Origin of the sequence: Bacillus cereus (assembly GCF_007678085.1) — a bacterium.
Taxonomy (GTDB): Bacteria; Bacillota; Bacilli; order Bacillales; family Bacillaceae_G; genus Bacillus_A; species Bacillus_A cereus_BE.
In genome coordinates, this window is sequence record NZ_VEDW01000002.1 from 689,773 (window position 1) to 710,164 (window position 20,392).

A 20,392-nucleotide genomic window follows, 5' to 3' on the forward strand; every position below is an offset into this window, starting at 1 on the left:
GATTTAGGAGGTTATGAAAAATGGCAGAAGTAAAAGAAAAGCGCCATGAAGAGCTTGGCTTAAGTGATGAGCAAGTATTAGAAATGTTCCGTACGATGTTACTTGCACGTAAAATCGACGAACGTATGTGGTTATTAAACCGCGCTGGTAAAATTCCATTCGTAATTTCTTGTCAAGGACAAGAGGCGGCACAAGTTGGAGCAGCATTCGCTCTTGATAGAGAGAAAGATTATGCATTACCGTACTACCGTGATATGGGTGTTGTACTAGCGTTTGGTATGACAGCTAAAGAACTTATGTTGTCTGCTTTCGCGAAAGCTGGAGATCCAAACTCTGGTGGTCGTCAAATGCCTGGTCACTTCGGTCAAAAGAAAAATCGTATTGTGACAGGGTCATCTCCAGTAACAACGCAAGTACCACACGCAGTTGGTATTGCATTAGCTGGAAAAATGGAAAAGAAAGATTTAGTAACGTTTGTTACATTCGGGGAAGGTTCTTCTAACCAAGGTGATTTCCATGAAGGTGCAAACTTTGCTGGCGTACACAAGTTACCTGTTATTTTCATGTGTGAAAATAATAAATACGCAATCTCAATTCCAGTTGAAAAACAATTAGCATGTAAAAATGTATCAGATCGTGCAATTGGTTACGGTATGCCTGGATATACAATAGACGGAAACGATCCGCTTGCAGTATATAAAGCTGTAAAAGAAGCTGCAGACCGCGGCCGTCGTGGTGAAGGCCCAACTTTAATTGAAACAGTATCCTATCGTTTAACAGCACATTCTAGTGACGACGATGATCGTGTTTATCGTGATAAAGAAGAAGTAGAAGAAGCAAAGAAAAAAGATTCAATTATAACATTTGCTGCTTATTTAAAAGAAGCTGGCGTGTTAACTGAGGAATCTGAAAAACAAATGTTAGACGAAATTATGCATATCGTAAATGAAGCAACAGAATATGCAGAAAATGCTCCGTATGCAGCACCTGAAGATGCATTGAAGCACGTATACGCAGAATAGGGGGGAACGTTTCATGGCTGTAATGTCTTATATTGATGCTATTACATTAGCAATGCGCGAAGAAATGGAACGCGATGAGAAAGTATTCGTTTTAGGTGAAGATGTTGGTAAAAAAGGTGGCGTATTTAAAGCGACACACGGTTTGTATGATCAGTTTGGTGAAGATCGTGCGCTTGATGCACCGCTTGCAGAATCTGCAATTGCTGGGGTAGCAATTGGTGCGGCAATGTATGGTATGCGTCCAATCGCTGAAATGCAGTTTGCTGATTTCATCATGCCAGCAGTAAACCAAATTGTTTCTGAGGCAGCAAAAATTCGTTATCGTTCTAATAACGATTGGACTTGTCCAGTTACAATTCGTGCGCCATTTGGCGGAGGGGTTCACGGTGCATTGTATCATTCACAATCTGTGGAAGCGATGTTTGCAAACCAACCAGGTTTAAAAATAGTTATCCCTTCTACACCATATGATGCAAAAGGCTTATTAAAAGCAGCAATTCGTGATGAAGATCCAGTATTATTCTTTGAACATAAACGTGCATATCGCTTAATTAAAGGTGAAGTGCCAGAAGATGATTACGTATTACCAATCGGAAAAGCAGATGTAAAACGCGAAGGTGATGATATTACTGTTATCACATACGGATTATGTGTTCACTTTGCACTTCAAGCAGCTGAAAAGTTAGCGCAAGATGGTATCTCTGCACACGTTCTTGATTTACGTACTGTATATCCATTAGATAAAGAAGCAATCATTGAAGCGGCTTCTAAAACAGGTAAAGTTCTTCTTGTAACAGAAGACAATAAAGAAGGAAGTATTATGAGTGAAGTGGCAGCAATTATTGCTGAAAATTGTCTGTTTGATTTAGATGCGCCAATCGCACGTCTTGCAGGTCCAGACGTTCCAGCAATGCCATATGCACCAACAATGGAAAAATTCTTTATGGTAAATCCAGATAAAGTTGAAAAAGCAATGCGTGAACTTGCGGAATTTTAATCGGGGGGACTATACATGGCTGTAGAAAATATCACAATGCCTCAGCTCGGGGAGAGCGTTACAGAGGGTACAATTAGTAAATGGCTCGTTAATGTTGGCGATCACGTAAATAAGTATGATCCGCTTGCAGAAGTAATGACTGATAAAGTAAATGCTGAAGTACCATCTTCTTTCACTGGTATTGTGAAGGAATTAATCGCTGGTGAAGGTGATACGTTAGCTGTAGGTGAAGTAGTTTGTGTGATTCAAGTAGAAGGCGCAGATGAAGTAGCAGCGACAGCTGTTGAGGAAAAAACAAAAGAAGAACCAAAGGCAGAAGTAGCTACGCCTGAAAAAGCACCGAAAGCAAAACAACCAACTGATGGAAAACCACGTTTTTCACCAGCTGTTTTAAAACTTGCGGGTGAGCATAACGTTGATTTAGATTTAGTAGAAGGTACGGGAGCAAATGGCCGTATCACTCGTAAAGATATTTTAAAGCTAGTGGAATCTGGGAATATTCCGCAAGCAGGTGCGAAGAAAGAGGAAGCGGTAGCAGCAGTAGTAGAAGCGCGTCCAGAAGCACCAAAAGCAGCGCCGGTAGCACAAAAAGTAGAAGCTACAAAACCAGTTTCTGTACCAACAATGCCTGGCGATATCGAAATTCCAGTAACAGGTGTGCGTAAAGCAATTGCAGCGAACATGTTACGTAGTAAACACGAAGCGCCACACGCTTGGATGATGATTGAAGTAGATGTGACAAACCTTGTGTCATACCGTAATTCAATTAAAGGTGATTTCAAAAAGCGCGAAGGCTTTAACTTAACGTTCTTTGCTTTCTTCGTAAAAGCAGTAGCACAAGCGTTAAAAGAGTATCCTCAAATCAATTCAATGTGGGCTGGCGATAAGATCGTTCAGAAGAAAGATATTAACCTTTCTATCGCTGTTGCAACAGAGGATGAACTATTTGTACCAGTAATTAAACACGCGGACGAGAAGACGATTAAAGGTATCGCTCGTGAAATTACAGAACTTGCAGGAAAAGTACGTACGAAATCGTTAAAAGCGGACGAAATGCAAGGCGGAACATTTACAATTAATAACACAGGGTCATTCGGTTCTGTTCAATCTATGGGTATTATTAATTACCCACAAGCGGCTATTTTACAAGTTGAATCAATTGTAAAACGCCCAGTAATTATGGATAATGGTATGTTCGGTGCTCGCGATATGGTTAACTTATGTTTATCACTTGATCACCGTGTACTAGATGGCCTAATTTGTGGTAAGTTCTTAGGACGTGTAAAAGAAATTCTAGAAAATACGTCAGAAAATAATACATCTGTATATTAATGAAAAGCTCGCTTATGCGAGCTTTTTATCATCTTATTTCTTCATTTCCATCCTACTATATGTACAACACTTTTCCCGGCAATCTTACAATGAATGAGTATGTATTAGAAATTTACGAAAATACATTGCTGATATATGGTATATAGATATAAAATAAGAAAAGAATAATTTTTTTGGCAAATCTTACTGACGAAACTGTAGTATAATATATTGTATTGTATGAAAAAGAGAGTTATTCTATATAAGTGTTTTATAGATAATGTGTAATCAGTCGTCAAAACATGAAGAATGTTGACTCCTGGTTTTTTATTTTGCTGTAACAATGTTTCAGGAGGATGTCATGAAAAGAAGTACCGAGTTTTTAAAAAGTTTAGATGTAAAATTAATATTAATTTTGTTTGCACTATGTGTTACGAGTATAGCTGCTATATATAGCAGTCAGCAAACGGGCCAATATGGAGCTGAGAATTTTGCTTTGAAACAAGGTATTAATTACATAATTGGAATTGTAATGTTGCTTCTTGTTGCAAGTGTTGATTCAGATCAGCTACAAAAACTATCTTGGCCATTGTATATTGCTACATTTGCTTCGATTATTTTATTGAAGATATTACCAGTTTCGAACTTTACACCTGAAATACTTGGGGCAAAAAGATGGTTTAGGTTTCCTGCAATTGGAGCTATTCAGCCATCGGAGTTTTTCAAAATTGCACTGGTTATGCTAGTAGCAAATTTAGCAGTAAAACATAATACACAGTATATGGTTCGAACATTTAAAACAGACCTAATACTAATAGGGAAGGTAATGTTAGTAGCTATTCCTCCTACGGCTGTTGTATATAGCCAACCGGATACAGGGATGGTGTTCTTATATGCTGCTGCTATTGCATGTATTTTATTTATGTCAGGTATTCAGAAGAAATTGATAGCGTTATGTACAGTTATTCCGGTGACCGTATTATCTACGTTAATATTTATTTACGTAAGGTATGAGGATTTCTTCTTTAATAATTTAGTTACGTTACTAAAACCTCATCAACAATCACGTATTGTAGGTTGGTTAAATCCATTTGAAAATGCCGATCAAGGTTATCAAACACAGCAATCGATTTTAGCTGTAGGTAGTGGCGGTATGGAAGGGAAAGGCTTTGGTGAAGGGAATGTCTATATCCCTGAGAAGCATACTGACTTTATTTTCGCTACAATTGCTGAAGAAGGTGGATTTATTGTAGCAGCGTTAGTTGTCTTCTTGTTCCTATTATTACTATATCGAACAATTATTATCGGTTATTCTGCTGATAATTTATTCGGTACATTATTATGTGCTGGAGCAATTGGGATATTAACGGTTCAAATATTCCAAAACATCGGTATGATCGTTGGATTAATGCCTGTAAAAGGGATTGCATTACCTTTCTTATCGTATGGGGGAAGTTCCTTGTTCTCAAATATGATTATGATGGGTCTTATATTATCGGTACGAAAAACGTATAAAAAGTATATGTTTTCTGTTAAGTAAAAAAGCTGATTCGTTTTTAAACGAATCAGCTTTTTTACTTATATGCTCTTAAACGTTGCAAACTAAAACAGAATAGCAGTTTGAGACGGGTAAGGAGTGCAAAATGATGCATCTGCATATTTTTGACGGGGCACGGCATCTTTCTAATAGTGAATGGGTTATTCGGGCTATTATAGCATACATATTTTTAATATTAGTTGCGAAAGCGATGGGGCAAAGGTCCATCGCACAACTTCGTTTTTTAGATGTTGTATTAGTGTTATTGCTTGGCGGGAATATTTCTAACGCATTATCTGATGAAAAAGTAGGATTACTTGGCTCAATGATTACAACGTTCATACTCGTTGTACTTCACATTATAAGCTCAGTCTTAATGTTGAAATGAGATAGATGGAGACGTTTTTTAGAGCCAGCACCTATTATTCTTATACACAATGGTTCCATTGATTTTAGCAATTTGAAAAAAGCGAGAATTACGGTAGAATATTTATTTTCAGAACTTCGCATGCGAAATGTGAGCGACATTCAAACGATTAAATTTGCATTATGGGAAGCGAGCGGTGTTGTTTCTATATTTCAATATCCAGAATATGAAGCAGTTTCGCGAATGGATCTGAAAGTGGCGGGGAAAAATCTCCAGTTTCTTTTGTATTAGTAAAGGATGGGGGCATTCAGAAAGATGTTCTTGCTTTATTAGGGAAAACAGAAGAGTGGGCGAGAGAATTTCTAGAGAAAAACGCAGAAGTTGAATCCATTCTATTAGCTACAGTAGATGAAGCACATAAAATAAATATTTTGTTAAAAAAATGATAAATATACGCATTTTGTCGTTTCATACATATGATACAATAGTGTGGACAACGAAAAAGGAGGGATACGATGGGATATGTAGAAGAATTAAGAAAAATAGTTGGTCATCGCCCTTTAATTTTAGTTGGTGCTGTTGTACTCGTTATAAATGAAAATGGATATGTATTATTACAACAAAGAACAGAGCCTTATGGAAAATGGGGGCTGCCTGGCGGATTAATGGAGCTTAGCGAATCACCAGAAGAAACAGCTTGCCGTGAAGTATACGAAGAAACAGGAATAAAAGTGAAGAACCTACAATTAATCAACGTATTTTCTGGAGCGAATTATTTTACAAAATTAGCAAACGGCGATGAATTTCAATCTGTAACGACAGCCTATTATACCGAGGAATACGAAGGCGAGTTTGTTGTGAATAAAGAAGAAGCGGTTCAGCTTACATTCTTCCCACTAACAGAACTACCTGATTATATTGTAGGATCGCATAAAAAAATGATTGGTGAATATATGAAGATTATGGAAAAAAAGATATAATAATAGTGAAAGAAATACAAAAACACAGTTCTGGTTGGTAGTCCAGACGCATGATTTCATGTCAGTAACCTTCCCCTCCGGGATGTCCAGTATTTCTAATTTTTTTAAAGGAGGGGCTGTCAATGGATTTGACAGTATATCACGATGGTCAATTTTTCGTAGGAATTATTACGCATAAAGAAAAAGGGAACTTGTATGGAGCACGGTATATTTTTGGAATGGAACCTTCAGATGAAGAAGTACTTCTATTTGTGAATGGTCCAATGTTAGCATATTTCCAGCACGTTGCAAAATGCGGTGTGGAAGTAAAAGAAAAACAACGTCCAAAAAATATAAAACGTATCATACGACAAGCGGCAAAAGAAGTAAATGTAAAACATTTTACTAAGGCACAAGAGGCAATTGGCTTATCTTATGAACTGCATAAACAAGAAAAGAAAGTGCGGTCTAAAGAGAAGCGAGAGGTTGAAAAACAAAGAAGACGTTTAATCAAAGTACAAAAAGCAAAGCAAAAACATCGTGGTCATTAAGAAAAGGTGTTAGAGCCCTGCTCTAACACCTTTTCCATGCCCAAATACAAGTAAACTTACTTGTATTTCATAAACATTAACTGGTAAGATACAAATAGGTAGTTTTAGAGGAGGGAAAAGATTGATTAATTTTAACTTTTTTATGAATGATGTTGTCCGCCAAGCGCGTGAAGAGATTGTCTCTGCTGGATATACAGAACTGACGACGCCAGAAGCAGTAGAAGAAGCGTTTAAAAGAAATGGAACAACACTTGTAATGGTAAACTCTGTATGTGGTTGTGCAGGTGGTATTGCTCGTCCTGCTGCTGCGCATTCTGTACATTATGATAAACGTCCTAACCATCTTGTAACGGTGTTTGCAGGTCAAGATAAAGAAGCAACAGCAAGAGCTCGTGAATATTTCGAAGGGTATCCACCTTCTTCTCCATCATTTGCTTTATTAAAAGATGGGAAAATTGTAACGATGGTAGAGCGTCATGAAATTGAAGGTCATGAACCGATGCAAGTTATTGCAAAACTACAATCTTATTTCGAAGAGAATTGTGAAGAACTATAAGTATAAGCGAAAAGGCGGTACGTCCACAATGAAGTGGATGTACCGCCTTTTTTATTTAGTATTAAAATTTATAGGACATGCATAGTTTTGTTTTTTTATGCATTATTTTATACATAAAAAACATTATTAATGTTGTTATTTTATTTATTTTTATTTTATATATTGCATAAAAATGAAAGTGCTGATACAATACAAACATCGAATAAATATTATATTAAACTTTTAAATATACATTATTAGGGGGAAGAAAGATGAAGAAGTTATTATCAATATCGTTTGCACTTATTTTAATTGTAAGTATGTTCAGTGCTTGTAGTAATGGGGAAGAAAAGGCTACTGAAAAAAATAAAAAAGTACTGGTTATGGGGACTTCAGCAGATTATAAACCGTATGAATACGTAGAAGCTTCAAAAAGTGATGAAATTATCGGCTTTGATGTTGATGTTGCTAAATATATCGGAAAAGAACTTGGTTATGAAGTGAAAGTGAAAGATATGGATTTTGGTGGTTTATTAGCATCTCTTAGCTCAGGAAAAGTTGATTTCGTAATGGCAGGTATGACGCCAACTGCAGAGCGTAAAAATAATGTTGATTTCACAGATATTTATTTTGTTGCGAAAAACATGGTCGTTTCTAAAAAGGATTCTAACATTCAATCTGTAGAGGATTTAAAAGGAAAAAAAGTAGGGGTACAAACAGGATCAATTCAAGAAGAGAAAGCAGCAGAATTTAAAAAACAAGTAGATTTCAAAGTTGAGGGACGTGACCGTATACCAGAAATCGTACAAGAAATTAAAGCTGGTCGTTTTGACGCTGCAATTATAGAAGACACGGTTGCTAAAAATTATTTAGAAAAAATGAAAGAATTACAAGGAATTGAAATTAAAGAAGCACCAGAAGAAGTAGGAGCAGCAATTGCCCTTCCGAAAAACAGTGATAAAACAGCTGAATTTAATAAAGTAATTAAAAAAATGCAAGAAAATGGAGAAATGGATAAATTAGTGAAGAAATGGTTTGGCAGCGAAAAATAAGCTGCCTTTCACTTTTCTGTGAGGGGAATGAAAAGAATGAACTTAGATTTTTCAGCGATTACGCCTTCGATACCATATATACTAAAAGGCCTAGAAGTTACTTTGAAAATTGTAGCAGTATCAGCGCTAGTAGGATTTATTTTAGGAACGTTATTAGCGCTTTGCAAAATTGCTAGAATACGAGTATTAAATATAGCGGCAGATTTTTATACATCAATTTTCCGTGGTACACCACTTGTATTGCAATTAATGATTATTTATTTCGGTGTCCCGCAAATAATTGGTTATGAAATACCAGCATTCGTAGCAGCTGTATTAGCATTTAGCTTAAATTCAGGGGCATATATGTCAGAGGTAATCCGCGCGGGCATTCAAGCGGTTGATAAAGGACAAACAGAAGCAGCGATGGCTTTAGGGATTCCTTACGGGAAAATGATGCGAAATATCATTTTCCCTCAAGCATTAAAAAATATATTACCAGCGCTTGTGAACGAGTTTGCGACACTTACGAAAGAATCGGCTGTAGTAACAGTAATAGGAGCGACGGATTTAATGCGCCGTGCTTACATTGTAGGCGGTGAGACGTTTAAATATCTTGAACCATTACTTTTTGTTGGACTCATTTATTATATGTTAGTCATTATTCTTACATTAGTCGGGAAGGCAATTGAAGGGAGAATGAAGAAAAGTGATTAAAATTGAAAACCTTCATAAATCATTTGGAAAAAACGAAGTATTAAAAGGAATTACAACAACGATTGAAAAAGGGGAAGTAGTAGCAATTATTGGACCGTCTGGATCAGGGAAATCAACATTTTTACGTTGTATGAATGTGCTAGAAGCACCGACAAATGGTCACATTTGGATTGGAACGGAAGAAGTAACGAATCCGAAAACGAATGTTATGCACGTTCGTGAAAATGTCGGAATGGTATTTCAGCATTTTCACCTATTTCCTCATATGACTGTATTAGAAAATATTACGTATGCTCCTATCAATGTAAAAGGAGTAACGAAACAAGAAGCTGAAAAGAAATCCGAAAAACTTTTAGAAAAGGTCGGTTTATTAGATAAAAAAGATACGTACCCGAATCGTCTTTCGGGAGGACAAAAGCAACGTGTAGCAATTGCGAGAGCGTTAGCGATGGAACCAGAAGTGATGTTATTTGATGAACCAACATCAGCACTAGATCCAGAGATGGTGAAAGAAGTGTTAGAAGTTATGAAATCATTAGTTACGACAGGAATGACAATGGCGATTGTTACACATGAAATGGGATTCGCAAAAGAAGTAGCAGATCGTGTTCTCTTTTTAGATGGTGGAAAACTTGTAGAAGATAGTGAGCCAGCACAATTTTTTGCAGCACCGAAAAGTGAGCGTGCGCAACAATTTTTACAAAAAATATTGTAATATGTAATGGTTACGTGAATAATAAGTAGAAAAGGATGACATTGTGTCATCCTTTTTTTATACTAACTGTAAATACGTTTATACATATAGGAGCAATGCTATGTTCAAAATTGGATACCGTACAGTAAAAACAGCAATAGGGACAGGCGCAGCAGTTTTTATTGCTCAGTTATTAGGATTAGAATTTTATAGTTCAGCAGGTATTTTAGTTATATTATGTGTACAAAATACGAAACGTAAATCACTTCAGGTATCGTTACATCGTTTTTTAGCTTGTGTATTATCAATGGTATTCGCGTTTTGTATTTTTGAAACAATTGGCTATACACCACTTGCAATTAGTATATTATTGCTTACATTTATTCCGACTGCAGTTATGCTTAAAATTCAAGAAGGTATTGTCACGAGTTCAGTTATTGTGATGCATCTATATTCATTGAAACAAATTACATGGCTTATTGTTGGAAATGAAATTGCGATATTAACGATAGGGATTAGTGTGGCTTTATTAGTGAATATGTATATGCCAAGTAGTGAAAATAAGCTAAAAGAGTATCAGGATACAATAGAAAGTAATTTTAAAACAATTTTGTTTGAAATGGTCGTTTATTTACGAAACAGAGAAAGTAGTTGGAGCGGGGCAGAACTTATTGAAACTGAAAATATGCTAAATGAAGCAAGGGATTTATCGTTTAAGAAACTTGAGAATGCATTTATGCGAGAAGATGGCTATTACTATCGTTATTTTAATATGCGTATGCAACAATTCGAAATTTTAGAGCGGATGATACCATTAGCAGCTTCTTTATCATGGACATATGAACAAGCTGACATGATTGCGGATGTGGTTGAAAACATTGGGAATGCTATTAGCCCTGAGAGTACTGGGGTTATTTCCTTAAGGCAGCTGCAAGAAATGAGAGAATTATTTAGAGACATGCCATTGCCCGTTACACGTGAAGAATTTGAGATACGTGCGAAGCTTGTTCAACTTGTGTATGAAATGGAACAATATTTACTCATTAAAAGCCGTTTTAAGGGAAAGGATAATATAAAAGAACTTATATAGAAGGTAGGAATTATTTATGCCGTATCTTCTCTCTCTCATATTATTTCTTTCTTTATCACCTATTTGGCCTCTTGGTGATAATCCACGTGCCGGAGATCCTTTCATTATTGTAAATAAAGCGACGAATAAATTAGCTTATATTGACGATGGAAAGATTCAAAAGGTTTTTCCAGTAGCGACAGGGAAAACAAATGAATTAACTCCAGAGGGAACTTTTGATGTTGTAATGAAAGCGAAGGATCCGTATTATATTGCGAAGGATATTCCAGGTGGATCACCGAAAAATCCACTTGGGTCAAGGTGGATTGGATTTAATGCAAGAGGAACTGATGGGAGTAAATATGGAATACATGGAACAAACCAACCTAGTTCAATCGGAAAGTATATTTCACAAGGATGTATAAGAATGAAGAAAAACGATGTGGAGTATTTATTTGATCGCATTCCAATTGGAACGAAAGTATGGATTGTGAAGTCGAAAAAATCATTTCAGCAATTGGCGAAACAAAAAGGAGCCATTGCATATGAAAAAGCCAACGAAAAGGTTGGCTTTTTCTATTGTAATAAGTTGTCTTGACATGTGTACATAACCATGAGTTAATGAAGGTATAGAAAGATAAAAATAGGTAAAGGGGTTGCTCATATGTACTTGAATCCAAAAATTTCGTATATGCAATTTTTTATGGGATTTCTATTTGTTATTACATTCATATTGGCAACTTTTAATATATGTTCATATCTTGTAGCAATTGTATGTATGGCATTACTCAATCTTACTTTTGTTATTGGAGCATTTCAGCAAAAACAATATACAAGTTTTATAATAGCACTTGTAATGTCATTTTCCTTTAGTATTGTAGCGATTGTGCTTTATATAAAATAAACCATCTCGATATCGAGATGGTTTATTTTGTTATGTTATGTGTAAAAAGTAAAAAAAGGACGAACAGATCGTCCTTTTTACCAAAACATACTCGCGCCAGCAAGTAATGTTGTTACAAGCATAGAAATTAGCATTACATAAATCATAACTTTTTGAGCTTTTTTATGCATCGTTATACCTCCTTGCAAATCAGTACAATATTATTGTAACGAGAAATGATATTGTGGACAAGGGGAGAGAAATGACAAAATTCGAGAAGTGCGTGTAAAGTATAACAGGAAATTTGTATGTATGTAGAGAATATATAAAATGTTGGAGTATAAGTTTTTTGTTATGCAAGCTGAAGAATGGAGATACGATGATGAAAATATATGAAACAAATCGTTTGCATTTAAGGGAAATTGATGAGTCGTATGCTGAAAAAGTTCTTCAATATTACGACAGAAATCGTGAATTTTTAAAAGCTTGGGAAGAGTATAGACCGGATGATTTTTTTACGTTAGATTATCAAAAGAAAAAGTTACAAAAGGATAGAAAAGAGTTTGCAGAAGGTAAAATCATCAGGCTTTGGATTTTTAAAAAGGGTGATGATACAAAAATTATTGGGTGTATCTCATTTAATCTAATTGTTCGCGGCATTTATCAATCTTGTGTGCTCAGCTATAAATTAGATAAGGCAGAATTGAATAAAGGTTATACGACAGAGGCGCTTAGGAAAGCTATTCAAGTTACTTTCGAAGAATTTCATTTACATCGTATAGAGGCACCGATTATGCCGCGAAATTTAGCATCTATACAAGTAGTGACGAAGATAGGCTTTCAATATGAGGGCGTGTCTAGGAAGATGTTAATGGTAAATGGAGTATGGGAAGATCATATGCGCTGGGTATTGTTAAATGAGTAATAGAAAGCAGATGGTTATCTAGACATATAAACCGTCTGTTTTTTGTCTTGTATTTCGAAACTTTTGCGAAATTCTGTTATAATTAATAGTGTTACATACATAATGGTAGTGCAGGAGGCGCAGTCTTATGATTAATCAAGAACGTTTAGTAAATGAATTTATGGAATTAGTACAAGTAGATTCTGAAACGAAATTTGAAGCAGAAATTTGCAAAGTATTAACAAAGAAATTTACAGATTTAGGTGTAGAAGTATTTGAAGATGACACAATGGCTGTTACTGGGCATGGTGCAGGTAATTTAATTTGTACATTACCAGCGACAAAAGATGGTGTTGATACAATTTACTTTACTTCTCATATGGATACAGTAGTTCCTGGTAATGGAATTAAGCCTTCTATTAAAGATGGATATATCGTATCAGATGGTACTACGATTTTAGGTGCGGATGATAAAGCAGGATTAGCATCAATGTTCGAAGCAATTCGTATTTTAAAAGAGAAAAATATCCCTCATGGTAAAATTGAATTTATTATTACAGTTGGAGAAGAATCTGGTCTTGTTGGTGCAAAAGCATTAGATCGTGAGCGCATTACAGCGAAATACGGTTACGCATTAGATAGCGATGGAAAAGTTGGTGAAATCGTTGTTGCAGCTCCAACACAAGCGAAAGTGAATGCAATTATTCGCGGGAAAACAGCTCACGCTGGTGTAGCACCAGAAAAAGGTGTATCTGCAATTACTATCGCAGCGAAAGCAATTGCGAAGATGCCACTTGGTCGTATTGATTCTGAAACAACTGCAAATATTGGACGTTTTGAAGGTGGTACACAAACGAATATCGTTTGCGATCATGTACAAATCTTTGCAGAAGCACGTTCTTTAATCAATGAAAAAATGGAAGTACAAGTTGCGAAAATGAAAGAAGCATTTGAAACAACTGCAAAAGAAATGGGCGGTCAAGCAGACGTGGAAGTAAACGTTATGTACCCAGGATTTAAATTTGCTGATGGCGATCACGTTGTAGAAGTTGCAAAACGTGCAGCTGAAAAAATTGGTCGTACACCTTCTCTTCATCAAAGTGGTGGCGGAAGTGATGCAAACGTAATTGCAGGACATGGTATTCCAACAGTTAACTTAGCGGTTGGTTATGAAGAAATTCATACAACAAACGAAAAGATTCCTGTTGAAGAATTAGCGAAAACAGCAGAATTAGTTGTTGCTATTATTGAAGAAGTAGCGAAGTAATATAGTAGAAAAGCGTGTAAATCACAATTGATTTACACGCTTTTTATTTTGATTCAATTGCTTTTACAAGGCGAATCAGCCAATACAAGAAAATCCATGGCAGTATATAAGTTGTTGCTATATGTACCAGGCGAGGGAAGAAGCCAAACGTATTAATATTGAAAATAGGGAGTAGTAAATAATTAATGGCTATGATTAATATAATCACAAGAAACGTATAGTTGAGTTTATTAGTTGATTTCATCATGATCATCTCTTTTTACAATTATATCTATTTTATGTGAATTATATCGAATGTATAAAAGGGAAAGAACAAGTAATTATTATAACTATTATGCAAAATTTGATATAATGAAGGAACGAACGTTCTGATTAGGGAGTGAGTACTATGCGAGAAATGTATCCGAAAAAGGGTCGTGTTATTTTACATGTAGATATGAATTGTTTCTTCGCATCAGTTGAAATTGTTCATGACCCATCATTAAAAGGAAAGCCATTAGCGGTTGCTGGAAATGAAAAAGAAAGAAAAGGAATTATCATAACATGTAGTTATGAGGCGAGGGAATATGGGATACGTACGACGATGCCTCTTTGGGAGGCAAAAAGGTTATGTCCGCAATTAGTTGTAAGGCGTCCTAATTTTACATTATATCGTGAAGCATCATTTCAAATGTTTCAAATCCTTTCTCGTTTTACGGAAAAAATACAACCAGTCTCTATAGATGAGGGATATTTAGATATTACAGATTGCTACGCACTTGGTTCGCCTCTTGAAATAGCAAAGATGATTCAACAAGCATTATTAACAGAGTTACAGCTTCCATGTAGCATCGGAATTGCTCCAAACCTTTTTCTAGCAAAAACAGCTTCTGATATGAAAAAGCCTCTCGGTATTACCGTACTTCGAAAACGAGATATTCCAGAAATGATTTGGCCACTTCCAGTTGGAGCGATGCATGGAATTGGAGAAAAAACAGCTGAAAAATTAAACGATATTCATATACAAACAATTGAGCAGTTAGCAAAAGGAAACGAACATATCATTCGCGCTAAAATTGGAAAGCACGGTGTCGATTTAAAGCGGCGGGCAAAAGGTATGGATGATAGGGAAGTTGATCCGAGTCAAATGGGACAACATAAAAGCGTTGGTAATTCGATGACTTTTTCAAAGGATATGGATGAAGAGAAAGAATTACTTGATATGTTAGAACGGCTATCAAAATCAGTGAGTAAAAGATTACAAAAACGAACTCTTGTCAGCTATAATATTCAAATTATGATTAAATATCATGATAGGCGGACAGTAACGCGGAGTAAGCAATTAAAAAATGCCATTTGGGAAGAACGAGATATTTTTCAGGCAGCATCTCGTTTATGGAAGCAACATTGGGATGGTGATTCCGTTCGTTTACTAGGTGTTACAGCTACTGAAATAGAGTGGAAGGCAGAATCGGTGAAACAATTAGATTTATTTTCATTTGAAGAAGATGCGAAAGAAGAGCCGCTACTTGCTGTCATCGATCAAATTAATGATAAATATGGAATGCCGATTTTACAACGAGGTAGTCAATTATTACGTAAGCAAGAAAAAACGTTTCAACAAAAATTAGAAAATAAGTTTATGTAGAAGTGGCAAGATTTTTTTCGGCCTATGTTAAGTGAAAACAAAAAGATGGAATGAGTATGTATATAAATAAAAAAGCACTGTAATCAGTGCTTTTTTATTATAGATTATGAGATTGTAGCATTTTCAAAAATAACAATTTCTGAACTGTTTGTTGTTGAAACGCGTTGTGCGTAATATGTTAAAGCTGAAGAAATATATGTTGGTAACGAATCATTTGTATGTGTTGTTGTATATTCATGGATTAATTCTTTCAAAGTCGTCCATTCTAATTGTGCTGGGTGATCAGACACGAAAGAACTTACCCAGCGATCAAATGAAGATGAAAAATCAGTTTGTAAACGAAATGCTTCTTTCATAATAAAACGCTCCCTTAAAATGTAGTATAATCATTTTAACATAAAACACGAACGATTGCTAAGTTTTTTAAGTATAACGTTCGTGTTATATAGTTGTCTAGATGATTGGTTATGTAAATTCGATTTGCCATTTGAAATAACATTCCGTAAGATGAAAGGTAGATTATATAAAGAGCTGGAGGAAAGAAAGTGGAATTTGTATTTTTAGGAACTGGTGCAGGTGTTCCTTCGAAAGGAAGGAACGTTTCGGCAATTGCTTTGCAATTGTTAGAAGAACGAGGACAGACTTGGTTATTTGATTGTGGCGAGGCGACGCAACATCAAATATTACATACATCAGTACGCCCACGCCGCATTGAAAAAATATTTATTACGCATTTACATGGTGATCATATTTTTGGCTTGCCTGGTTTATTAGGAAGCCGTTCATTTCAAGGAGGGAATACACCTTTAACAGTGTATGGACCAAAAGGAATTAAACAATTTATTGAAGTGGCATTATCAGTAAGTACGACACATGTGAAATACCCACTTGAAATTGTGGAGATAACAGAAGAAGGTACTGTGTTTGAAGATAATGAATTTCACGTGGAAACGAAAAGATTGTCACATGGTATTGAATGTTTCGGGTATCGTATCGTAGAGAAAGATATACAAGGCGCCCTTTTAGTCGATAAATTGCTGGAGATGGGTGTGAAACCTGGCCCGCTCTTTAAACGTTTAAAAGATGGGGAAGTAGTTGAATTAGAAAATGGTACGATACTAAATGGAAAAGACTTTATTGGTCCACCTCAAAAAGGAAGAATTATTACCATTTTAGGTGATACAAGATATTGTGAAGCGAGTAGAGAGCTAGCACAAGACGCTGACGTACTTGTTCATGAGGCAACTTTTGCGGCAGAAGATGAACAACAAGCGTATGATTATTTTCATTCTACATCTAAGCAAGCTGCGAGTATTGCACTTCAGGCAAATGCAAAACGTTTAATATTGACTCATATTAGTTCTCGTTATCAAGGGGATACATATAAGGAATTATTGAAAGAGGCAAGAGAGTTATTTTCTAATACAGAAATAGCTACAGATTTGAAATTATTCCCAGTAGAAAGATAATAATGGGATGAAAAAATGGCGACGGGAGGTTGCCATTTTTTTTATTTCTAAAAAAATTAAAAATAAAACTGTTATCATTTTATGCTTATATTGGATGAAACAGAACGTTTTAATGATGTGAAGATATAGGATAAAAATACATAGTACCGATTATTTAGAAAAACTGTTATATAAGTCAGACGACATACGATTAGTACAAATAGCAAAAATGGATTGTTATTCAGAACTTTTAAAATTCAATAAAAGTAAGCGTTTTATTAAAAACAAGCTATAATGAGGGCAGATTATAATTTATTGTAGGCTATATGCTTTTTAGCCATTTGTCGTAACAAGTGAAGTTGACTAAATCGTGAGAGAGCAACATGGAAATAATAATTAGGAAATATATTACTATCATTTGTATGAAGTCTTTTTTCACTTTTTAGCTTTAAAGCACTAAAAGGTATGAAAGCAATGGGAGTTTCACTTGTTTATGCTATCCTTGTAAGGGGTTCTGTGTTAAACTTTGGATTGCTACCAGATAGCTTATATTATTTTTTAAATGAAGGTAATGCTAAGTTTCTTATTTATTATGATAACTAGTATTATTTCAGGATATATTGTTTCACTGTTATTCAAAAACGATCCAATTCGTACAGCGGAACAAATTCGTAGTACAACTGGAAAAGCAACCGCTTCGGTAGCTTAATAGAATAGTAAAAATTTTTTTCATAGAGGTTTAGGGGGAGTTATGATGAAGTATCGCTCAGTATTTGATATTATTGGTCCAGTTATGATTGGTCCATCAAGTTCACATACAGCAGGTGCAGCAAGAATGGGGCAAGTTGCTCGCCAGCTGTTTCGTCATGAACCAGAAAGAGTAAGCATTTCATTATATGGATCATTTGCGAAGACGTATCGTGGGCATGGTACAGATGTAGCACTGATCGGTGGGATATTAGGGTTTGAAACAGATGACTTACGTATTCCAGAGGCGCTAGACATAGCAAAAGAGCGCGAAATTGAAGTGGAATTCATTGAAGAGGATGCAAATGCACCTCATCCAAATACAGCGAGAATTCGTTTGTATAAAGGTGAAGAAGAAATTGAAGTTGTTGCTTGCTCAATTGGTGGCGGTAAAATTGAAGTTGTAGAATTAAACGGATTCGATCTTCAATTAACAGGCACGAGCCCAGCACTACTTATTGTAAATAACGATCGCTTCGGTGCTATTGCAGCAGTAGCTTCAATCCTTGCGAAACATGAAATTAACATTAGTACAATGAGTGTTTCTCGTAAAGAAAAAGGAAGAAGAGCGCTGATGGTTATTGAAACAGATGAATTATTAGCAGATGAAGTGATTGAAGAAATAAACGCGCAACAAAATATTTGTCAAGTAACTATTATGGAATAATTGCAGGGGGGACACACCATGTTTCGGAACGCAGCGGAACTAGTGGCGCAAGCTAAAGAACAAAATGTAAAAATCGCAGAAATTATGATTCAATGTGAAATGGAAACAAGAAGTATTTCACGTGAAGAAGTAATTGCTGGTATGGAAAAGAACTTAGTCGTTATGGAGCAAGCAGTAGAGCGCGGTATTCGCGGTGTGAAATCACCGACCGGTTTAACTGGCGGAGATGCTGTGAAAGTTCAGGCGTATATGAAGAGCGGAAAAGGCTTATCTGGAGATACGATTTTGGACGCAGTGAGCAAAGCTGTTGCAACAAATGAAGTAAATGCAGCGATGGGAATTATTTGTGCAACACCAACAGCAGGGTCTGCTGGAACAGTGCCAGGTGTACTGTTTGCACTGCAAGAAAAATTGCAGCCTACACGAGAAGAAATGATTGAATTCTTATTTACAGCAGGAGCTTTCGGTATGGTTGTTGCGAACAATGCTTGTATTTCCGGCGCGGCAGGAGGTTGCCAAGCTGAAGTAGGTTCAGCAAGTGGAATGGCGGCAGCAGCAGCAGTTGAGATGGCTGGTGGAACACAAGATCAAGCAGCTACAGCTATGGCAATTTCATTAAAGAATATGCTTGGTTTAGTATGTGATCCTGTTGCAGGGCTTGTAGAAGTACCTTGTGTAAAACGTAATGCAGCAGGAGCTGCGAATGCGATGATTTCAGCTGATTTAGCATTAGCTGGCGTAACAAGTACAATTCCATGTGATGAAGTAATTGAGGCGATGTTTAGAATCGGACAAACGATGCCAGTAGCACTTCGTGAAACAGCTGAAGGTGGACTTGCAGCAACACCAACTGGTCGCCGTCTGCAAGAAGAGATTTTCGGGAAGACTAATAACTAAACGATATATGTTTATAAAAAATGGAGCTCAAGTAAGATTGAGCTCCATTTTTTATCCCACTTTAATGGGCAGTAAGACCCCCAACTCAAAATTCAGCGAAAGCAAAGAATTTAGGTGGGGGATCAACTGCCCATAAAAGTCCGATTGGTTCAACTAATAATCAGTGGGGGATGAAGAAAACCCCACTGATTAAAGTTTCACTTTATTTTTCTTTTGTTAGTTCTTCTAATGTTTTCCCAAGATTATGTGATCGTTGTGTAGCTTGTGTAATACAAGATATAAGTACTTGTTGAAATTTATGTTCCTGTAATACTTCAATGCCTGCTTCGGTCGTTCCACCAGGAGAAGTAATTTCCTTTCGCAAAATAGAAGGGTGTTTTTCACTTGCTTTTAGCATTTCAGCAGCACCAATCATCGTCTGAAGAATAAGTGACTTTGCAACATCTTCTTTTAAACCAATTGTTTTTGCGGCTTCTTCCATCGCTTCCACTACGTAATAAATATAAGCAGGTCCACTTCCGGATAATGCAGTGACAGCATGCATATCTTCTTCCTCTACAACAGAGACGAGACCGATCGTTTCAAATAAAGCTATTGCAGTCTGAATATGTTCCGCTGTTGCATGTTTTGAAGGCGAGATAGCAGTAGCTGATTTTAAAATCGCTGCAGATGTATTTGGCATCGCGCGAATAATCGGAACATCTTTTTGAAGTAGGTTTCTAATCGAGTGGGTAGAAACACCTGCTAATAGCGAAATAATAAGCAGGTTATTATGTATATCTTCTTTAAAAGGAGTAAGCGCTTCTGCAACATCCTTTGGTTTCATTGCTAGAAAAAGAATAGTTGTATCAGTAAGTAGCTCTTTTTTATTATGCGTACCTTTGACTCCATATTTTTTATGTAGCTCCTGTAACCTTGTCTCGTTAGAACGATTACTTACGGTAATTTGTTCGCCTTTCACAACATTTGCATGTAACAAGCCACCAATAATAGCTTCAGCAATAGAGCCTGCACCGAGAAAGGAAATGTTTTGAATAGACATGATGTTCCTCCTTTAAATTTGGTTAGAAATTCTTATAAATGTACATACATTCGTTTTTTTATAGGAAACACCTCTTTTTATCTGAAAATAATGACAAATATATGAGGAAGTTGTAAACTG

23 protein-coding genes and 1 pseudogene are annotated in these 20,392 nt (G+C 36.1%); 20 read left to right on the forward strand and 4 right to left on the reverse strand.

All coding sequences use genetic code 11. The features are described 5' to 3' along the window. The first annotated feature begins 20 nt into the window (after positions 1 to 20). The 14 genes and pseudogenes from bfmBAA (at position 21) to FS742_RS12865 (ending at position 11,694) form a co-directional block, all read left to right on the forward strand. Complete coding sequence (gene bfmBAA / locus FS742_RS12795) at positions 21 to 1,022, forward strand: 3-methyl-2-oxobutanoate dehydrogenase subunit alpha (RefSeq protein WP_000852551.1); 1,002 nt, start codon at positions 21 to 23, stop codon at positions 1,020 to 1,022. A gap of 13 nt (positions 1,023 to 1,035) precedes the next feature. Then, a complete protein-coding gene (gene bfmBAB, locus FS742_RS12800; RefSeq protein ID WP_016086356.1) occupies positions 1,036 to 2,019 on the forward strand; it encodes a 3-methyl-2-oxobutanoate dehydrogenase subunit beta in 984 nt (327 codons plus the stop codon). A gap of 15 nt (positions 2,020 to 2,034) precedes the next feature. After that, on the forward strand, positions 2,035 to 3,351 hold the full coding sequence (locus tag FS742_RS12805) for a dihydrolipoamide acetyltransferase family protein (protein ID WP_144612701.1): 1,317 nt from the start codon (positions 2,035 to 2,037) through the stop codon (positions 3,349 to 3,351). Positions 3,352 to 3,691: 340 nt separating this feature from the next. Next, positions 3,692 to 4,870, forward strand: a complete 1,179-nt coding sequence (locus FS742_RS12815) for an FtsW/RodA/SpoVE family cell cycle protein (RefSeq protein WP_144612703.1) — start codon at positions 3,692 to 3,694, stop codon at positions 4,868 to 4,870. Positions 4,871 to 4,976: 106 nt separating this feature from the next. After that, positions 4,977 to 5,680, forward strand: a pseudogene (locus FS742_RS12820) (DUF421 domain-containing protein). 69 nt (positions 5,681 to 5,749) lie between these two features. Next, complete coding sequence (locus tag FS742_RS12825) at positions 5,750 to 6,214, forward strand: NUDIX hydrolase (RefSeq protein WP_144612705.1); 465 nt, start codon at positions 5,750 to 5,752, stop codon at positions 6,212 to 6,214. Between the two features lie 122 nt (positions 6,215 to 6,336). After that, a complete protein-coding gene (locus FS742_RS12830) occupies positions 6,337 to 6,744 on the forward strand; it encodes a YjdF family protein (RefSeq protein ID WP_144612707.1) in 408 nt (135 codons plus the stop codon). Between the two features lie 142 nt (positions 6,745 to 6,886). Then, on the forward strand, positions 6,887 to 7,300 hold the full coding sequence (locus FS742_RS12835; protein WP_001979317.1) for a BrxA/BrxB family bacilliredoxin: 414 nt from the start codon (positions 6,887 to 6,889) through the stop codon (positions 7,298 to 7,300). Positions 7,301 to 7,551: 251 nt separating this feature from the next. Next, positions 7,552 to 8,331 carry a transporter substrate-binding domain-containing protein gene (locus FS742_RS12840; protein ID WP_144612709.1) on the forward strand — a complete coding sequence of 260 codons (780 nt, stop codon included), beginning with the start codon at positions 7,552 to 7,554 and terminating at the stop codon, positions 8,329 to 8,331. Between the two features lie 36 nt (positions 8,332 to 8,367). Further along, complete coding sequence (locus FS742_RS12845) at positions 8,368 to 9,027, forward strand: amino acid ABC transporter permease (protein WP_088608131.1); 660 nt, start codon at positions 8,368 to 8,370, stop codon at positions 9,025 to 9,027. Next, positions 9,020 to 9,742 (forward strand): amino acid ABC transporter ATP-binding protein, encoded by a 723-nt coding sequence (locus FS742_RS12850; RefSeq protein WP_144612711.1) that lies wholly within the window; start codon positions 9,020 to 9,022, stop codon positions 9,740 to 9,742. Before FS742_RS12845 ends, FS742_RS12850 begins: the two co-directional genes overlap by 8 nt. A 100-nt stretch (positions 9,743 to 9,842) precedes the next feature. Further along, on the forward strand, positions 9,843 to 10,811 hold the full coding sequence (locus FS742_RS12855; protein ID WP_000472675.1) for an aromatic acid exporter family protein: 969 nt from the start codon (positions 9,843 to 9,845) through the stop codon (positions 10,809 to 10,811). A gap of 16 nt (positions 10,812 to 10,827) precedes the next feature. Then, on the forward strand, positions 10,828 to 11,388 hold the full coding sequence (locus FS742_RS12860) for a L,D-transpeptidase (protein ID WP_144612713.1): 561 nt from the start codon (positions 10,828 to 10,830) through the stop codon (positions 11,386 to 11,388). Positions 11,389 to 11,454: 66 nt separating this feature from the next. Beyond that, the gene (locus tag FS742_RS12865; protein WP_016135324.1) at positions 11,455 to 11,694 is read left to right on the forward strand and encodes a DUF3894 domain-containing protein; all 240 of its coding nucleotides are present in this window, start codon (positions 11,455 to 11,457) and stop codon (positions 11,692 to 11,694) included. Between the two features lie 77 nt (positions 11,695 to 11,771). On the opposite strand, the gene prli42 is transcribed toward FS742_RS12865, so the two are convergent. Then, on the reverse strand, positions 11,772 to 11,864 hold the full coding sequence (gene prli42, locus FS742_RS27575) for a stressosome-associated protein Prli42 (RefSeq protein WP_000549038.1): 93 nt from the start codon (positions 11,862 to 11,864) through the stop codon (positions 11,772 to 11,774). A 188-nt stretch (positions 11,865 to 12,052) separates the two neighbouring features. Between prli42 and FS742_RS12870 the strand changes: the two genes are divergently transcribed. Then, on the forward strand, positions 12,053 to 12,598 hold the full coding sequence (locus tag FS742_RS12870; protein ID WP_144612714.1) for a GNAT family N-acetyltransferase: 546 nt from the start codon (positions 12,053 to 12,055) through the stop codon (positions 12,596 to 12,598). Positions 12,599 to 12,725: 127 nt separating this feature from the next. Continuing rightward, positions 12,726 to 13,844 (forward strand): tripeptidase T, encoded by a 1,119-nt coding sequence (locus tag FS742_RS12875; protein ID WP_144612716.1) that lies wholly within the window; start codon positions 12,726 to 12,728, stop codon positions 13,842 to 13,844. 43 nt (positions 13,845 to 13,887) lie between these two features. On the opposite strand, the gene FS742_RS12880 is transcribed toward FS742_RS12875, so the two are convergent. Then, positions 13,888 to 14,088, reverse strand: coding sequence for a hypothetical protein (locus FS742_RS12880; protein WP_046957503.1), 201 nt, complete (start codon positions 14,086 to 14,088; stop codon positions 13,888 to 13,890). 144 nt (positions 14,089 to 14,232) lie between these two features. Here FS742_RS12880 and FS742_RS12885 point away from each other — a divergent pair, with 144 nt between their 5' ends. Continuing rightward, the gene (locus tag FS742_RS12885; protein WP_144612718.1) at positions 14,233 to 15,471 is read left to right on the forward strand and encodes a DNA polymerase IV; all 1,239 of its coding nucleotides are present in this window, start codon (positions 14,233 to 14,235) and stop codon (positions 15,469 to 15,471) included. Between the two features lie 104 nt (positions 15,472 to 15,575). On the opposite strand, the gene FS742_RS12890 is transcribed toward FS742_RS12885, so the two are convergent. Beyond that, entirely contained in the window at positions 15,576 to 15,827 is a 252-nt protein-coding gene (locus FS742_RS12890; protein ID WP_000656495.1) for a DUF3932 family protein, read from the reverse strand. 189 nt (positions 15,828 to 16,016) lie between these two features. Between FS742_RS12890 and rnz the strand changes: the two genes are divergently transcribed. The 3 genes from rnz to sdaAA all read left to right on the forward strand — a co-directional run bounded on the left by rnz (position 16,017) and on the right by sdaAA (position 19,230). After that, complete coding sequence (rnz, locus tag FS742_RS12895) at positions 16,017 to 16,940, forward strand: ribonuclease Z (protein ID WP_144612720.1); 924 nt, start codon at positions 16,017 to 16,019, stop codon at positions 16,938 to 16,940. A 733-nt stretch (positions 16,941 to 17,673) separates the two neighbouring features. After that, on the forward strand, positions 17,674 to 18,333 hold the full coding sequence (sdaAB, locus tag FS742_RS12905; protein ID WP_048531003.1) for an L-serine ammonia-lyase, iron-sulfur-dependent subunit beta: 660 nt from the start codon (positions 17,674 to 17,676) through the stop codon (positions 18,331 to 18,333). An 18-nt stretch (positions 18,334 to 18,351) separates the two neighbouring features. Continuing rightward, on the forward strand, positions 18,352 to 19,230 hold the full coding sequence (sdaAA, locus tag FS742_RS12910) for an L-serine ammonia-lyase, iron-sulfur-dependent, subunit alpha (protein ID WP_144612722.1): 879 nt from the start codon (positions 18,352 to 18,354) through the stop codon (positions 19,228 to 19,230). A 202-nt stretch (positions 19,231 to 19,432) separates the two neighbouring features. Here the strand turns inward: sdaAA and proI are convergent, their stop codons facing one another. After that, positions 19,433 to 20,272 carry a pyrroline-5-carboxylate reductase ProI gene (gene proI / locus FS742_RS12915; RefSeq protein ID WP_144612723.1) on the reverse strand — a complete coding sequence of 280 codons (840 nt, stop codon included), beginning with the start codon at positions 20,270 to 20,272 and terminating at the stop codon, positions 19,433 to 19,435. Positions 20,273 to 20,392: the final 120 nt, after the last annotated feature.

Coding starts and splice junctions, on each gene's coding strand:
- bfmBAA (WP_000852551.1), top strand. CDS start 21: ATGGCAGAAGTAAAAGAAAAGCGCCATGAAGAGCTTGGCTTAAGTGAT.
- bfmBAB (WP_016086356.1), top strand. CDS start 1,036: ATGGCTGTAATGTCTTATATTGATGCTATTACATTAGCAATGCGCGAA.
- FS742_RS12805 (WP_144612701.1), top strand. CDS start 2,035: ATGGCTGTAGAAAATATCACAATGCCTCAGCTCGGGGAGAGCGTTACA.
- FS742_RS12815 (WP_144612703.1), top strand. CDS start 3,692: ATGAAAAGAAGTACCGAGTTTTTAAAAAGTTTAGATGTAAAATTAATA.
- FS742_RS12825 (WP_144612705.1), top strand. CDS start 5,750: ATGGGATATGTAGAAGAATTAAGAAAAATAGTTGGTCATCGCCCTTTA.
- FS742_RS12830 (WP_144612707.1), top strand. CDS start 6,337: ATGGATTTGACAGTATATCACGATGGTCAATTTTTCGTAGGAATTATT.
- FS742_RS12835 (WP_001979317.1), top strand. CDS start 6,887: ATGAATGATGTTGTCCGCCAAGCGCGTGAAGAGATTGTCTCTGCTGGA.
- FS742_RS12840 (WP_144612709.1), top strand. CDS start 7,552: ATGAAGAAGTTATTATCAATATCGTTTGCACTTATTTTAATTGTAAGT.
- FS742_RS12845 (WP_088608131.1), top strand. CDS start 8,368: ATGAACTTAGATTTTTCAGCGATTACGCCTTCGATACCATATATACTA.
- FS742_RS12855 (WP_000472675.1), top strand. CDS start 9,843: ATGTTCAAAATTGGATACCGTACAGTAAAAACAGCAATAGGGACAGGC.
- FS742_RS12860 (WP_144612713.1), top strand. CDS start 10,828: ATGCCGTATCTTCTCTCTCTCATATTATTTCTTTCTTTATCACCTATT.
- FS742_RS12865 (WP_016135324.1), top strand. CDS start 11,455: ATGTACTTGAATCCAAAAATTTCGTATATGCAATTTTTTATGGGATTT.
- prli42 (WP_000549038.1), bottom strand. CDS start 11,864: ATGCATAAAAAAGCTCAAAAAGTTATGATTTATGTAATGCTAATTTCT.
- FS742_RS12870 (WP_144612714.1), top strand. CDS start 12,053: ATGATGAAAATATATGAAACAAATCGTTTGCATTTAAGGGAAATTGAT.
- FS742_RS12875 (WP_144612716.1), top strand. CDS start 12,726: ATGATTAATCAAGAACGTTTAGTAAATGAATTTATGGAATTAGTACAA.
- FS742_RS12880 (WP_046957503.1), bottom strand. CDS start 14,088: ATGAAATCAACTAATAAACTCAACTATACGTTTCTTGTGATTATATTA.
- FS742_RS12885 (WP_144612718.1), top strand. CDS start 14,233: ATGCGAGAAATGTATCCGAAAAAGGGTCGTGTTATTTTACATGTAGAT.
- FS742_RS12890 (WP_000656495.1), bottom strand. CDS start 15,827: ATGAAAGAAGCATTTCGTTTACAAACTGATTTTTCATCTTCATTTGAT.
- sdaAB (WP_048531003.1), top strand. CDS start 17,674: ATGAAGTATCGCTCAGTATTTGATATTATTGGTCCAGTTATGATTGGT.
- sdaAA (WP_144612722.1), top strand. CDS start 18,352: ATGTTTCGGAACGCAGCGGAACTAGTGGCGCAAGCTAAAGAACAAAAT.
- proI (WP_144612723.1), bottom strand. CDS start 20,272: ATGTCTATTCAAAACATTTCCTTTCTCGGTGCAGGCTCTATTGCTGAA.